The 14,125-nt window shown below is 44.0% G+C and carries 14 protein-coding genes; 6 read left to right on the top strand and 8 right to left on the bottom strand.

Features of this window, described 5'->3' with window-relative positions; genetic code table 11:
• The first annotated feature begins 9 nt into the window (after nucleotides 1-9).
• Complete coding sequence (locus KIT51_17810; protein ID UYN86688.1) at nucleotides 10-978, top strand: MoxR family ATPase; 969 nt, start codon at nucleotides 10-12, stop codon at nucleotides 976-978.
• Here the strand turns inward: KIT51_17810 and KIT51_17805 are convergent, their stop codons facing one another.
• From KIT51_17805 to KIT51_17770, 8 genes are all read right to left on the bottom strand, one after another.
• The gene (locus KIT51_17805) at nucleotides 979-1,488 is read right to left on the bottom strand and encodes a hypothetical protein (GenBank protein UYN86687.1); all 510 of its coding nucleotides are present in this window, start codon (nucleotides 1,486-1,488) and stop codon (nucleotides 979-981) included.
• The gene (locus KIT51_17800; protein UYN86686.1) at nucleotides 1,469-2,332 is read right to left on the bottom strand and encodes a 3-hydroxybutyryl-CoA dehydrogenase; all 864 of its coding nucleotides are present in this window, start codon (nucleotides 2,330-2,332) and stop codon (nucleotides 1,469-1,471) included. The genes KIT51_17805 and KIT51_17800 overlap by 20 nt, the downstream gene beginning before the upstream one ends.
• 82 nt (nucleotides 2,333-2,414) lie before the next feature.
• Entirely contained in the window at nucleotides 2,415-3,434 is a 1,020-nt protein-coding gene (gene pheS / locus KIT51_17795; GenBank protein ID UYN86685.1) for a phenylalanine--tRNA ligase subunit alpha, read from the bottom strand.
• A 36-nt stretch (nucleotides 3,435-3,470) separates the two neighbouring features.
• Nucleotides 3,471-4,535 (bottom strand): undecaprenyl/decaprenyl-phosphate alpha-N-acetylglucosaminyl 1-phosphate transferase, encoded by a 1,065-nt coding sequence (locus tag KIT51_17790; GenBank protein ID UYN86684.1) that lies wholly within the window; start codon nucleotides 4,533-4,535, stop codon nucleotides 3,471-3,473.
• A gap of 54 nt (nucleotides 4,536-4,589) precedes the next feature.
• Nucleotides 4,590-5,696 (bottom strand): DegT/DnrJ/EryC1/StrS family aminotransferase, encoded by a 1,107-nt coding sequence (locus KIT51_17785; protein UYN86683.1) that lies wholly within the window; start codon nucleotides 5,694-5,696, stop codon nucleotides 4,590-4,592.
• 8 nt (nucleotides 5,697-5,704) lie between these two features.
• The gene (gene galE, locus KIT51_17780) at nucleotides 5,705-6,733 is read right to left on the bottom strand and encodes a UDP-glucose 4-epimerase GalE (protein ID UYN86682.1); all 1,029 of its coding nucleotides are present in this window, start codon (nucleotides 6,731-6,733) and stop codon (nucleotides 5,705-5,707) included.
• 3 nt (nucleotides 6,734-6,736) lie between these two features.
• The gene (locus tag KIT51_17775) at nucleotides 6,737-7,987 is read right to left on the bottom strand and encodes a nucleotide sugar dehydrogenase (protein ID UYN86681.1); all 1,251 of its coding nucleotides are present in this window, start codon (nucleotides 7,985-7,987) and stop codon (nucleotides 6,737-6,739) included.
• A 6-nt stretch (nucleotides 7,988-7,993) separates the two neighbouring features.
• Nucleotides 7,994-9,019: an NAD-dependent epimerase gene (locus KIT51_17770; GenBank protein UYN86680.1), complete on the bottom strand. Its 1,026-nt coding sequence runs from the start codon at nucleotides 9,017-9,019 to the stop codon at nucleotides 7,994-7,996.
• A 112-nt stretch (nucleotides 9,020-9,131) separates the two neighbouring features.
• On the opposite strand from KIT51_17770, the gene KIT51_17765 reads away from it, so the two are divergent.
• The 5 genes from KIT51_17765 to ccsA (KIT51_17745) all read left to right on the top strand — a co-directional run bounded on the left by KIT51_17765 (nucleotide 9,132) and on the right by ccsA (KIT51_17745) (nucleotide 14,044).
• The gene (locus KIT51_17765) at nucleotides 9,132-9,788 is read left to right on the top strand and encodes a heme exporter protein CcmB (protein UYN88627.1); all 657 of its coding nucleotides are present in this window, start codon (nucleotides 9,132-9,134) and stop codon (nucleotides 9,786-9,788) included.
• 67 nt (nucleotides 9,789-9,855) lie between these two features.
• On the top strand, nucleotides 9,856-10,518 hold the full coding sequence (ccsA, locus tag KIT51_17760) for a cytochrome c biogenesis protein CcsA (protein ID UYN86679.1): 663 nt from the start codon (nucleotides 9,856-9,858) through the stop codon (nucleotides 10,516-10,518).
• On the top strand, nucleotides 10,515-10,730 hold the full coding sequence (locus KIT51_17755) for a CcmD family protein (GenBank protein ID UYN86678.1): 216 nt from the start codon (nucleotides 10,515-10,517) through the stop codon (nucleotides 10,728-10,730). The genes ccsA (KIT51_17760) and KIT51_17755 overlap by 4 nt, the downstream gene beginning before the upstream one ends.
• 279 nt (nucleotides 10,731-11,009) lie before the next feature.
• Entirely contained in the window at nucleotides 11,010-11,420 is a 411-nt protein-coding gene (locus KIT51_17750) for a cytochrome c maturation protein CcmE (GenBank protein ID UYN86677.1), read from the top strand.
• A gap of 89 nt (nucleotides 11,421-11,509) precedes the next feature.
• Nucleotides 11,510-14,044 carry a cytochrome c biogenesis protein CcsA gene (gene ccsA, locus KIT51_17745; protein UYN86676.1) on the top strand — a complete coding sequence of 845 codons (2,535 nt, stop codon included), beginning with the start codon at nucleotides 11,510-11,512 and terminating at the stop codon, nucleotides 14,042-14,044.
• The last annotated feature ends 81 nt before the right edge of the window (nucleotides 14,045-14,125 follow it).

Raw genomic sequence — 14,125 nt, 5'->3', positions numbered from 1 at the left:
GGGTTACTCATGACAAGATTTGCATCGGATGTGGAGGCTGCTGATTCGTTGGCGCTAACGTATAAGAACCTCACCAAAGAGATTTCAAAAGTTATTATCGGGCAAGACGAAGTGGTACGCTTTGTACTGACCGGCATTTTTTGTCAGGGCCACTCGCTGCTGATCGGTGTTCCGGGCCTTGCCAAAACATTGCTCGTACAAACCATTGCCACTGCCCTCGATCTGCAATTCAAACGCATCCAGTTTACGCCCGATTTGATGCCATCGGATATTATCGGTGCCGAAACAATGGACAAGGAGCGCAATTTCAAGTTTGTAAAAGGGCCTGTGTTCGCCAACATTGTGCTGGCCGATGAGATAAACCGAACACCTCCTAAAACACAAGCGGCTTTACTGGAGTCGATGCAGGAATACGCAGTAACTATAGCCGGTGTGCGTTATGAATTGCCCAAGCCGTTTTTTGTACTGGCTACCCAAAACCCGATTGAGCAGGAGGGAACCTATCCGCTACCCGAAGCTCAACTAGACCGGTTTATGTTCGATATTCAGTTAACGTATCCCTCATTCACCGATGAGGTTCAGGTGGTGAAGAACACAACTTCTGATGAACCGATTACCGTCAGCAAAACACTTTCAGCAGAAGATATACAGGAGTACCAACACTTAGTGCGCAGGGTGCCCGTGCCGGATAATGTGATTGAATACACGGTGCGTTTGGCCAATAAAACGCGCCCGAACACTGCAGGCGCTTCGCCTATGGCCAACGAATACCTTGAGTGGGGGGCTGGCCCGCGGGCTTCGCAGTTTTTGATTCTTGGTGCCAAGTGCAATGCTTTGCTCAGCGGGAAATACTCACCCGATATAGAAGACGTACGTTCCATTGCCAAACCGGTATTGCGCCACCGCATGGTGCGTAATTTCAAAGCCGAAGCGGAAGGGATAACAATTGATGGATTGATCGAGAAGTTACTGGATTGATCAATTCAGTATTTCATCCGTAATCGTCAACAGGTTTCCATTTAAAATGGTTTGATATTGACGTAAAGGTCGCCAGGCAATGCCACCCGTGGGGTTTCCATCCCAATTGAAGGTTGAGCCGCAACACACATCTTGTAAAAATAAATTTGATGTATGCACATCTACTGTAGCGCATGCCTGATTAGGTTGGTAAGAACAGTTACGCTCAAACGCCAGGTAGGTGTTAAAATTTTTTTTATGCAGGATAATGCCGCGTACACCAGCATTAACATACACATAGCCTACGGTATTTAAGTTGATGTATTGCGGCAGAGCCAGGTTGATTTCAACAGGTTGAAAAAACACAATGGGTATAGGATCATCAAATAGATCGGGAGAACAGGAGGTAAAGAAGGTAAAGAAGGTTGTGAGGACTATGGTTACTGCTTTTGAAACACGCAAACCTTTAACAGGCTTAAGCGTGCATATTGATTTTTGCCCACACGTATAACTATTTTTTGGTATAGTCATAGAAACCTTTCCCGCTTTTTCTTCCATGGTGCCCCGCATCTACTTTTTGTTGTTGCATCCGGTTTGGCCTGAACCGGGCCTCTTCATGAAACGCATGGTACATGGATGTTGTTACCGAGAAATTAGTATCCACCCCAATGAGGTCCATCAATTCAAAAGGGCCCATTTTAAACCCGGCTGATTTCATGAGGCTATCTATCGTATTTATATCGGAAACATTTTCTTCCAATAACTTCAGCGCCTCAACATAATAATGCCTGGCCACACGGTTAACGATAAACCCGGGCGAATCTTTTGCCAACACGGAGGTTTTGCCAAGTTTTTCTGTGAATTGTTTTAATAATTCAACAGTTGCCAAGTTGGTTCCTGCCCCACTGATGATTTCCACCAGCTTCATAATGGGTGCCGGATTGAAGAAATGTAATCCGGCAAACCGTTCGGGATGTTTTAATGTCGCAGCAATTTGCGTTACCGGAATGGAGGAGGTATTGGTGGTAAGCATGCAACGCTCATTGTTAATTTCTTCGAGCGAGGCGAATAATTTCTTTTTCACATCAAGGTTTTCGATGGCCGCCTCAATAATTAAATCGGCTTTGAGTTGCTGAAGATCGGGCTGAGCCTTAATTCTGGCCAAGGCTTGTTCTTTTTCGGTCAACTGAATCTTTCCTTTTTCAACCGCAGTGCTTAGTGATTTTTCAATCAGGGAAATGCCCTTCGAAATAAAATCGGGTTGGATGTCGTACAACAAAACTTCAAAGCCGGCAACAGCACATACCTGAGCAATGCCTTGCCCCATGGTGCCCGCACCGGCAATACCGATTGTTTTTATTTCTTGAAGACTCATTTGGAAGTACTTAATTAGCTGTATCGAGACAGATGTGCTTCAACATTCTACATTCGTAATTCATCATTCAAAAATTACAGATTTAGATTACCGTATGAAATTGTTTCAGGAAGCGAATATCATTTTCGGAATACAAACGCAAATCGTTCACTTGATAGCGTAACATCGTAACACGTTCTATCCCCATGCCAAAGGCAAAGCCTGTAAACTCTTCCGGATCAATACCACAATTTTTCAACACGTTGGGATGCACCATACCCGATCCGGCAATTTCAACCCAGCCGGTGTGTTTACAAACATTGCAGCCATCACCTTTACAGATCAAACAAGAGATATCAATTTCAGCGCTGGGCTCTGTAAACGGGAAGAATGAAGGACGGAACCTGATTTTAATATCCTTGCCGTACATCTCTTTGGCAAAGTGATACAGCGTTTGCTTCAAATCCGCAAAGCCAACATTGCGATCGACATAAAGGCCCTCTACCTGGTGGAAAAAGCAATGAGCCCGTGCCGAAATGGCTTCATTACGGTACACGCGGCCCGGCATAATGGCACGCAGCGGAGGCTTTTGTTTTGTCATCAGCCTGATCTGCACATTGGAAGTGTGTGTGCGCAATAGTATGTCAGGATTCTTTTCTACAAAAAAGGTGTCTTGCATTTCGCGTGCCGGGTGGTTTTCCGGAAAATTCAAGGCTGAGAAATTGTGCCAATCATCTTCAATCTCGGGGCCATCGGCAACGTTAAAACCAAGTCGTTCAAAAATTTCAATGATCCTGTTTCGGGTAAGGGTAAGCGGATGTTGATTGCCAATTTTGTTCGGAATTGTGGGTAGCGTCAGGTCAATATCTACCGATGACGAAGCGGAATGCTCCAGCATTTCGGTGAGTACCTTTAGTTTTTGCTCAGCACCTTGCTTCAGTTCATTCAGGATTTTTCCCACCTTCTTTTTTTCTTCCGGTGGCATCTTTTTCAATTCTTCAAAGAGCTCACTGATAACGCCTTTCTTACTGACATACTTCAGGCGGTATTGTTCAACGCCCTGTTTGTCTGTAGCGGTGAATGATTCAACTTCTATCGCTAATGCTTTTATCTGTTCTTCCATGTTACTATAAGATCTTTCAAAAATACGATTTTACGGTTAAACCGACTGTTCATCTTTATTCAACCGGGTAAGGATAAGCTGGTCCAGCGCCACACTTAACGCCACGGAAAGCAACATTACCGTCAACAGCAAGTAGTTATCGTTTACGGAGTGCATAAAAATGGCCATAACGATATAAAAGGACTGGATAAAACTTAGCAGAATGGTTGTTTTACGGTGCGAAAAACCCAACCGCATAATGCTGTGATGGATGTGACTTTTATCGGGTGTAAAGGGGGACTGCTTGCGTGCGATGCGCAAAATGAAAATCCGCATGGTATCTACCAAGGGTACAATAATGAAACATATTGCCGGGGCTACTGAGCCGCTAAAGCGATAAGCATGTTCGGCAGGGAGGTTATAGTTGTGGTTAATGAAATGAATAGCGGTGATGGCGAGCATCATGCCTACAACCAATGCCCCGGTGTCGCCCATGAAAATTTTTGAAGGTTCCCAATTGAAGATGAGAAAAGCAATGAGCGCACCTACCATACCAAACGAAAGCACGGCAAATACACCGTCATCGGCAAGGATGAACCAAATACCAAATGCAAGGAGGGAAATAATAGCAAGGCTTGCTGCCAGTCCGTCAAGTCCATCAATCAGGTTAAAAGAATTAGTGATAACAATAATGGTAAACACGGTGAGGATGTAACTCAATGTTGTGGGTATTTCGTATAGGCCGAACAAACCATACATGGATTTGATGCGGAGATCAAAAAGCAGGATGAGAATGGTTGCTGCTACCAGTTGCCCAATCAATTTCATATAGGGTTTTAAGGGCACGAGGTCATCGCGCACACCAACAAAGAAAACCATGAACAACGCAATCAGGATCATGCGTATTTCTTTCCATTGGCTGATGTCTGTCCAGATAAGTGACCCGATAAAAAAACCGATAAAAATGGCGATACCACCCATGGAAGGCGTAACTTTTTTGTGGATTTTTCTGCGGCCGGGAATATCCACCAGGTTTTTTTCTAATGAGTATTTAATGATCACCGGGATGATCAGAAAACAGATCACAAAAGAAGTAACCGCAGCCGCTAGAGGGATAGCCATAGGTTTGGATGTAGGCCGTAAAATTAAGGATTAAAAGGCGTGGGCACGGTTCGGCTATGAAAAATATTGGCGGATTAGTTGCGCCACACAGGTTACCTGTTCTGGCTTCAGCTCAGGGTATAGTGGCAGTGAAAGCACCTGGTGTTGTAACCGGTGCGTTACCGGAAATTCTTTTTCGGTATGAAGCAAGTGACGATAGGCTGGTGTAAAAGGTAAACCTGCAGGGTAATGGATAAGTGTTTCCACACCATGTTCGGCCAGGTAGTTTTTCAGTTCATCGCGTTGTTCGGTTACTATGCAAAATATATGATAAGAGTGCGTTGACCCGGATCGTTCCTGTGGAAGTTGAACCTGTGGTAAGTTTGAAAGTTGTGTAGCATACTGTTGGGCCTGTGCTGTTCGCCTGGCGCTCCACGCAACCAGGTGTTTTAATTTTACGGATAACAATGCTGCCTGTAGCGTATCCATACGGCTATTCATCCCTTCCAGTTCATGATCGTCTTTCACCAAAGCACCGTGGTTTCGAAGCCTGCGCATTTTTTCAGCAAGAACATCGTTATGCGTAAGAATACAACCGGCATCACCATAGGCACCCAAATTTTTGGTTGGGTAAAAACTAAAAGCAGCGGCAATCCCAACCGTGCCGGCAAGTCTGCCGTTTTCATCGCGGGTAAGGTGCGCCTGTGCACAATCTTCGATCAGAAAAATTCCTCGCTCATCACATATTTTTTTGATCTGAGTTAGTGGTGCAGCCTGCCCGTATAAATGAACGGCTATGACTGCTTTTGTTTTAGCAGTGATTTTTTTTTGGAGTTGTTCAGGGTCTACTGTGTAAAAGTTGGGGTCAACATCGCAAAACACCGGGTTAGCACCGGCAAGGGAAATCACTTCGGCTGAAGGCATGCAGCCAAATGCCGGTGTTATCACTTCATCTCCGGTTTTGATACCAAGTGCCTTTAAAATGATAAACAGCGAGTCGGTGCCATTGCCTGTACTGATGCAGTGTGGCATACCGAACAAATTGGCGAACTGCTCCTCGAATTTTTTTACTGGAGTCCCACCAATAAACTGAGCATCACGAAACGCCAATTGAATGGCCTCATCAATTTCCGTTCGGATGGATTCGTACTGAAGGCGTAGGTTTATGAAAGGGATATGCACACTTAAAGTTAGCGGCTTTTCAATAGTTTTTGCTCCCAGGCCCAGGCATGTTTAAGGGCATCTTCCATGGCGTATTTGGTTGACCACTTGAGTGTATTGTTTACTTTAGTCGGGTCGGCATATACTTTCTCAACATCGCCCGGCCTGCGTGGGCCAATAACAAATGGAAGGGGAGCGCCAGTTGCGCGGATGAAGGTATTCACCAGTTCAAGAACGGAAGCACCTTTACCTGTTCCAACATTGAAAGCATCGTAAACATTTTTGCGTGAATCTTTCGCCAGGTAAGCCAATGCTTTTACATGAACATCGGCCAGGTCAACTACATGGATAAAATCGCGGATGCATGAACCATCGGGGGTATTGTAGTCGTTGCCGAAAACAGTAAGTTTTTTCCGTAAGCCCGCGGCTGTTTGTGTAATAAACGGTACCAGGTTGTTGGGCACGCCAATAGGAAGTTCACCCATGAGTGCGCTGGGGTGGGCCCCAATGGGGTTAAAGTAACGAAGCGATATAATACGAAAACCTGTTGTATGCACATCTTCTAATATCCGCTCACAAAGTTGCTTGGTAGCACCGTAAGGCGATTCGGCCCGCTTGAAAGGGGCGCGCTCATCTACCGGAATTTTATCGGGCTGACCGTAAACTGTACAAGAGGATGAAAAGATAAAATCTTTAACGCCATGCTCTTCCATAACCTCCAGTAAGGTGAGCAGGGAGCCCACATTGTTTTGATGGTATAACAATGGTTTCTGTACCGATTCGCCTACTGACTTAAAAGCAGCGAAGTGCATGACACAACTAAAAGGACCTTGTGTTTTAAATACGAAGTTCAAAAAATTTTTATCGCGGCAATCGCCCTGGTGAAAGTTGGGAACCTTACCCGTTATCTGGTGAATGCCTGCCAAAAGTGTTTTATCGCTGGCTGAAAGGTTATCAACGATAACCGGATCGTAGCCTGCCGCCATCAACTCAACAACGGTATGGGCGCCAATATAGCCTGCGCCACCAGTTACCAATATTTTTGTTGATGAACTCATTGCTTATAAGCGTGATGTTGCCAAGCCGCGGTTTAAAAAGCCCTTCACATCATAAATAACGGTGTTGTTTTGTTTCACCACACTCCAATCCAACAAATTAAATTCTTCATGTCCAACGGCCAGTACAATCGCATGGTATTTTTTGGAGAGCTTATCCACTAATTGCAGGCCATATTCATGCTGCACTTCTTCGGCATCTGCCCAGGGATCAAAAATATCAACGTTAGTTCCGTAACTTTTCAATTCCTGAATTACATCTACCACTTTACTGTTTCGGATGTCCGGGCAATTTTCTTTGAATGCTATACCCAGTACAAGGATGTCACTGCCGTAAACGGGTAATTGATTTTGAGCCATGAGTTTTATCACATTGCCGGCAATGTGCGCGCCCATATTGTCATTGATCCTTCTTCCGGCCAGAATTACTTCCGGATGGTAGCCCAGGCTTTCAGCTTTATAAGTAAGGTAATACGGATCAACACCAATGCAGTGCCCGCCTACCAAACCTGGCTTAAAGGGTAGAAAATTCCATTTCGTTCCTGCTGCTTCCAACACTTCATGTGTATCAATCCCCATCTTATCAAAGATCAAGGCCAGTTCGTTCACGAATGCGATGTTAATATCGCGCTGTGCATTTTCAATAACCTTGGCAGCCTCTGCAACCCGTATAGAGGAGGCTTTGTGCGTTCCTGCTGTTATAATTTTACGGTAAAGCTGGTCAACCTTCTCAGCAATTTCAGGAGTGCTTCCGCTGGTAACTTTTTTTATGGTTGTAACCCGATGCAATTTGTCGCCAGGATTAATCCGCTCGGGGGAGTAGCCACCAAAAAAGTCAACGTTGTATTTCAATCCGCTAACCTGCTCAACAATCGGGATACAATCTTCTTCCGTACAACCGGGGTAAACGGTTGATTCATAAATCACAATGTCACCTTTTTTAATAACGGCACCAACCGTTTTGCTTGCGCTTTGCAACGGCCGAAGATCGGGCTTCCGATATTCATCTACAGGCGTGGGCACGGTTACGATAAAGTAGTTGACAGCTTTCAGGTCATTCAAATCATGTGAATAGGTCAGTTTTGTTGCGCTCTTAAGTTCATGATCTTCCACTTCGCGTGTGCGGTCATGCCCCTTTTTTAATTCCTCAATCCGCTCTTTATTGATATCAAAGCCAACCACCTCCATTACTTTTCCAAACTCTACGGCCAGCGGAAGGCCAACGTAACCCAATCCAATAATTCCAATTTTATCCATGATTATTTATTTCTTGATGTTGTAATACTCAACGTACCAATCGATGAATTTGCCAATGCCTTCTTCAATTGAGGTTGCCGGTTTAAAGCCAGCATCGTGCATCAGGTCATCCACATCGGCATAGGTTTCCGGTACATCGCCATCCTGAAGGGGCATAAAGTTCTTAACCGCTTTCTTTCCAAGTTTCTCTTCGATTACCTCAATAAACCGAAGCAGTTCTACCGGTTTGTTATTCCCGATGTTATAAATCTTGTAGGGTGCAAAGCTGCTGGCGGGATCAGGTTGATTGCCATCCCATTGTGTATTGGGTTTTGGCACGATCGGCACCAAACGTGTTATGCCTTCAACGATATCATCAATAAAGGTGAAATCGCGTTTCATTTTTCCATGATTGTAAACATCTATGGTTTTCCCTTCAACAATGGCTTTGGTGAAAATAAACAAGGCCATATCCGGACGGCCGTAAGGACCGTATACCGTAAAAAATCGCAATCCTGTTGTAGGCAGGTTATAGAGCGATGAATAGGTGTGTGCCATCAACTCATTCGACTTTTTGGAGGCGGCATAAAGCGATAGCGGATGATCTACATTGTGGTGTACCGAGAAAGGCATTTTCTTATTGGCACCGTACACCGAGCTGGACGATGCATAGACCAGGTGCTCAACTTTATTGTGCCGGCAAGCCTCCAGAATATTCAGGAAGCCGTGCATGTTGCTTTCCAAATAGGCATAAGGATTGGTAAGTGAATATCGAACGCCCGCTTGTGCCGCCAGGTTAATCATATAATTAAATTTGCCTGACGCAAAAATCTGATCGATGGTGCTCTTATCGGTAAGTTCGGCTTCAATAAAAGTGAACCCTGGTGTTTTCTTAAGAATGTCAAGCCGGGAGTGTTTGAGGCGTACATCGTAGTAATCGTTCAGGTTGTCGGTTCCGGTAACCTGATAGCCCTCTGCGCACAGGCGTTTGCTCAGGTGAAACCCGATAAAGCCTGCGGCCCCGGTAACTAAAACTGTTTTTTTGGTGTTCATTCAGCGGTACTAAAAAGGAGTGCAAAACTAACAATTTATGGGCTGAGACCGTTAATTTGGGCTGATTTTCAATAAACTTGTGCAACCTCCTTAATCCGCCTTGAACACAAGAATTATTATTCAGCTTCTGCGCAAAGAGTTTATCCTGGAATTGAGGCGAAAGTCGGTTATTGCCGGTTTGGGCTTATACCTGTTTAGTCTCATTTTTATTTGTTACCTCACTTTTAACCTGAAGGAGAATATCATTGGCCCGTATACCTGGTCGGCTTTGTTTTGGCTTACCATATTATTTTCGGTCGTAAACAGTGTGGCCAAAAGTTTTATTGGTGAAAAGAAGGGCGTGGTCATATACCTATATACCGTAGCCAGTCCGCAGCAGATTATTGTTTCAAAAATCATTTATAACGCTTTATTGTGTTGGTTAATTTCAATGGCGGGCTATGTGCTCTTTTCGATTTTTATTTTTAACCCTGTTCAGGACCGTTTGATTTTTTTGTCTGTTTTGTTACTTGCCTCAATTGGGTTTTCAACGTCACTGAGTTTAATATCCGGCATTGCATCAAAAGCCAATAACAGTAATGTGCTTATGGCTGTACTCAGTTTCCCGGTGGTAATTTCCATATTACTCATGGCTGTGCGGGCCACAAAAAATGCATTGGATGGAATTGACCGCTCGGCCAGTACGGATGAGCTGCTCAACCTGCTGGCCATAAATTGCATTGGGGGTGCATTGGGGTATATCCTGTTCCCGTATATTTGGCGCAGTTAAGAATTAATTTTCAATTAGCCCATTTTTAACGTATTGGCTAATGAGTGATTGCTTACGTAATATTTGAATGAAAGTCTGGTTAAAAGTAATTGCCATACTCCTTCTGGTTTATGTTCACACGGCTGGTTTGCTGATGGACGTGCCACGGTTGAATATCCTGAATGAGACCGTTCGTGCTTTATACTTTCATGTGCCCATGTGGTTTGGCATGGTGCTGCTGTACCTGATGTCAGTTTACTATGCCGTTAGGTATTTAAAAAATCCGACACCCGAATTTGATCTTAAGTCTGTAGCGTATGCCCATGTCGGTACCGCCTTTGGTGTTTTAGGGATGATTACCGGTATGTTGTGGGCAAATTATACCTGGGGTTCGCCCTGGCATGGCGACCCAAAACAAAACGGTGCTGCCATAGCACTATTGGTTTACCTGGCGTATTTCGTGTTACGGGGTTCATTGGATAATGAAGAGCAGCGTGCAAGGTTAAGTGGTGTGTATAACATTTTTGCCTTCGCAGCCATGATACCCCTCATCTTTATCATTCCACGCCTCACCAGCAGTATGCATCCGGGTAGTGGGGGCAATCCGGGCTTCAATGCCTATGATCTGGATAGCCGTATGCGGTTGGTATTTTATCCTGCCGTGATTGCCTGGTTTTTAATTGGATTGTGGATTGTGTCCCTTCGGGTGCGGATCAAAAAATTGGAAGAAAAAATTATCGACAACGAATGAAAGATATCATCATTAGAATTACAGGATTAGTTCTGCTGCTCGTTACGAACGTTGGATTGGCCCAATCCGAAGTGGAGATGGCCGATACGATGCGCACGGAAGGGAAAATTTATGTGATTGTGGCTATTGTGCTGATTGTGCTGGCCGGACTGGTAGTTTACTTATTTATGCTGGACAGGAAAGTAAAAAACCTCGAAAACCGGATAAAATAGGTCAATTTGGCATATTTTAGGGTGATTTATGTCACTGGTTTTGCGTTGTTTTTGGGTTAATTTTGAACCGGTTTAAGCAGGGTAGAAACATGAACCGGAACTATGCATTAGGTTTCTATTGCATAGTTTGACGAATGAAAATCATCAACTTAGACTAAATTTTTTGATCAACCTGATTGGTGATTTTCATTGTCAAGGTTAACCCTGACAATACTGATGGCACCATCAGCATTCGTCAGCCTTATTTAGTTGGTATTAAATTTTAATGCATAATCTGGGATGAAAAAATCACACATCTTTATCATCGTTATTATCGCGGTTGCGGTTGCTATAATCGTGTCGTCAACGAATGATGCCAGCACCTATGTTACGTTTACAGAAGCGTATCAAATGGCTTCTTCCGGAAAATCAAAAAGTATTCATGTGGTGGGCGATTTAAAAAAGGACGCTTCCGGTAAAGTGGTTGGTATTGAAGCCGGAGCCGATAAGGTTTCTTTTTCTTTTGTGATGGTGGATGAGGGAGGCAAAGAACAAAAAGTATATTACAACCAGCCGATGCCGCAGGATTTTATACGATCTGAAAAAGTTGTTGTGATTGGTGGATACAAAGGAGAAGATTTCCATGCAGAAAAAATCCTGTTAAAGTGCCCTTCGAAATACCAGGAACAAACCCTTAACGCGGGTGTTTAAAATTATCGAAATCTCTGGTTTATCGTTTTCGATTTTTCTATCACATTACCCGGAATCGTAAATCGTAAATCATAAATCATAAATTCTGAATGATTCACTACTTCATTGGCAACCTCGGACATTTTTTTGTTATCACCTCTTTTGTTGCGGCCCTGGTGGCTTTCTTCTCCTACTTTAAAGCAACAATAACACAGGATATTGATAAGAAGCATGGTTGGCTGCTCAACGGCAGGATAAGTTTTTATGTGCACGCATTGGCTGTGTTGGGTATTGTAGTTACGTTATTCATCATCATTAAGAATCACTACTTTGAATATCATTACGCCTACAGTCATTCTGATAAAAAGCTCCCGGCACACTACCTGGTCTCTACATTTTGGAACGGACAGGAAGGAAGCTTTCTGTTATGGATGTTCTGGCATGCGGTACTGGGTATTGTAATCATTCTCACGAATAAATTTTGGGAAGGGCCAGTCATGACGGTATTCTCCGTTGTGCAGGCATTTCTTACGTCAATGATTTTGGGTGTAGTACTTCCCGGGCTTGAATTAAAAATCGGTAGTTCACCTTTCATTCTGCTTCGCGATGCCATGCCTGATCCCATCTTCACGGTTCAACCTGATTTCATTCCGCAAGATGGTGCAGGGTTAAATCCACTGCTGCAAAACTATTGGATGGTTATTCATCCGCCTACATTGTTCCTTGGCTTTGCGGCCACGCTTGTTCCGTTTTCATTTTGTATCGCGGGCTTGTGGTTGAAGCGTTACCGTGAATGGGTACGTCCGGCTTTACCGTGGTCGTTGTTTGCCGGTGCTATACTCGGTCTTGGAATTTTAATGGGTGGTTATTGGGCGTACGAAACATTGAATTTTGGAGGTTACTGGAATTGGGATCCGGTAGAAAATGCTGTTTATGTTCCATGGCTTGTTCTCATTGCTTCTATTCACACCATGATCACCTATAAGAATAGTGAAACCGCATTGAAGGCTTCCATTATTCTGGTTATAGCTGTTTTCATTCTTATCCTTTATTCAACCTTTTTAACCCGCAGTGGAGTATTGGGCGATGCGTCAGTGCACTCTTTTACTGACTTGGGACTTTCGGGTCAGTTGCTGTTGTACTTGTTGTTCTTTATGATAGCGGCATTAGCCCTGGCTATTATCCGCTGGAAAGAAATTCCATCATCTAAAACTGAAATCTCAACCTATTCACGCGAGTTCTGGATTTTTATTGGGGCAACTGTTTTGTGTTTAATGGGCTTTCAGGTGCTGGTGCCCACATCATTTCCTGCCTGGAATCAACTGGTTGAATCGTTTGGTGGCATCTCTAATATTGCCCTTCCGGGCGATCAGGTAGAATACTTTTCGAAGTTTCAGATATGGTTTGCTATTGCGATTGGTATACTCTCTGCAATCGGACAATTCTTTTGGTGGAAAAAAATCGATAAAGGTGAGCTTAAAAAGCAACTGTTTTTCCCTTTTGTTTCGGCCATGTTGCTCACCGTGATAATCATAAATATAGGACGCTTTAACTTCAGCTATGTGCTTTTGCTTTTTGCTGGGTTGTTTACCGTTATTTCCAATGGCAAAATTCTTTATTCGATATTAAAATCAAGTCCAGCACTTTCCGGTGGTGCGGTTGCGCACATTGGTGTGGGCCTTATGCTGGTTGGTATTTTGTTTTCATCCGGGTATTCCAAAGTGGTTTCGCTGAACAATACCGGTATGTTGATCTCACGCCAGTTAAGCGAAGAGTTTAACCGTGAAAATCTTTTACTCTTTGTTCATGAGCCACGCGACATGGCCGGTTATCAGATTGAATATATTGGCGAACGTATTGAGCCACGCTATAAACATGGGTTTATAAAAAAATCAGATGTTGATTACACGGATGATCCGTATACGGTTGTTGCGAAACGGGACATCACATTTAAAAACCGGCAGTTGTATAAGGCCGGTGAGCGTTTTGAAATAAATCCGGAGAACACCTTTTACGAGATTGAATTCAGAAAAGATGGTAAGGTTGTTTTTGTTCAGTACCCACGGCTACAGGTTAATCCCCGCTTTGGCAATATGGCCTCCCCGGATATAAACCGAAAAGCAACACTGGATCTGTATACCCACATTTCAGCGCCCATGACGGAAGAAGCCAAGGAAGATTGGAGTGAGCCCGAAGAAATGACATTGAAGCGCACGGCTCAGTTTTTTGCCAATGATTACGTGGCTTCGGTGGAGAGCCTTAACCGGGTGTATGAAATTGGCGGACAAAAAATTGATTCATCCTTCGTGGCTATTAAGGCAAATGTGTTGGTGCGTGGCGAGAAACAGGATTATACTGCAGAACCTATATTAATTATCGGAACGCAATCGCGTGGAGGAATTGTGCCGGGGGTTATTCCTGAACTCGGACTGAAAATTTCGTTGATGAATGTTCATCCGCAAACCGATGAACTCACGCTTAATGTGTACACACGTCAAAAGGATTGGGTGGTAATCAAAGCCCTCGAAAAGCCCTTCGTTAACGTTTTATGGATGGGAACCCTGGTACTCATGGCCGGCTTTGGCATAGCCATGGTGCGCAGGTTCAGGGAATTTAAATTGATGAAGGCAAAAGGCCAGGAGTAACACATCGCAATTAGCTGGGGGGTGAAACCTTAACGGGGTTGCCTCGTTTCAAGAGGCTATAACCTTAGGATAAAACCTCAT

The sequence above is a fragment of the Cyclobacteriaceae bacterium genome (assembly GCA_025808415.1).
Lineage (GTDB): Bacteria > Bacteroidota > Bacteroidia > Cytophagales > Cyclobacteriaceae > UBA2336.
The sequence above is the reverse complement of the archived record's forward strand: the minus strand, read 5'-3'. Positions and strand labels throughout refer to the sequence as shown.

What these genes read in the sequence shown, in the direction of transcription:
- KIT51_17750 (UYN86677.1), top strand. Translation starts at nt 11,010, where the DNA reads ATGAAAAAATCACACATCTTTATCATCGTTATTATCGCGGTTGCGGTT.
- KIT51_17775 (UYN86681.1), bottom strand. Translation starts at nt 7,987, where the DNA reads ATGGATAAAATTGGAATTATTGGATTGGGTTACGTTGGCCTTCCGCTG.
- ccsA (UYN86676.1), top strand. Translation starts at nt 11,510, where the DNA reads ATGATTCACTACTTCATTGGCAACCTCGGACATTTTTTTGTTATCACC.
- galE (UYN86682.1), bottom strand. Translation starts at nt 6,733, where the DNA reads ATGAGTTCATCAACAAAAATATTGGTAACTGGTGGCGCAGGCTATATT.
- KIT51_17805 (UYN86687.1), bottom strand. Translation starts at nt 1,488, where the DNA reads ATGACTATACCAAAAAATAGTTATACGTGTGGGCAAAAATCAATATGC.
- ccsA (UYN86679.1), top strand. Translation starts at nt 9,856, where the DNA reads ATGAAAGTCTGGTTAAAAGTAATTGCCATACTCCTTCTGGTTTATGTT.
- KIT51_17800 (UYN86686.1), bottom strand. Translation starts at nt 2,332, where the DNA reads ATGAGTCTTCAAGAAATAAAAACAATCGGTATTGCCGGTGCGGGCACC.
- KIT51_17810 (UYN86688.1), top strand. Translation starts at nt 10, where the DNA reads ATGACAAGATTTGCATCGGATGTGGAGGCTGCTGATTCGTTGGCGCTA.
- KIT51_17755 (UYN86678.1), top strand. Translation starts at nt 10,515, where the DNA reads ATGAAAGATATCATCATTAGAATTACAGGATTAGTTCTGCTGCTCGTT.
- pheS (UYN86685.1), bottom strand. Translation starts at nt 3,434, where the DNA reads ATGGAAGAACAGATAAAAGCATTAGCGATAGAAGTTGAATCATTCACC.
- KIT51_17790 (UYN86684.1), bottom strand. Translation starts at nt 4,535, where the DNA reads ATGGCTATCCCTCTAGCGGCTGCGGTTACTTCTTTTGTGATCTGTTTT.
- KIT51_17770 (UYN86680.1), bottom strand. Translation starts at nt 9,019, where the DNA reads ATGAACACCAAAAAAACAGTTTTAGTTACCGGGGCCGCAGGCTTTATC.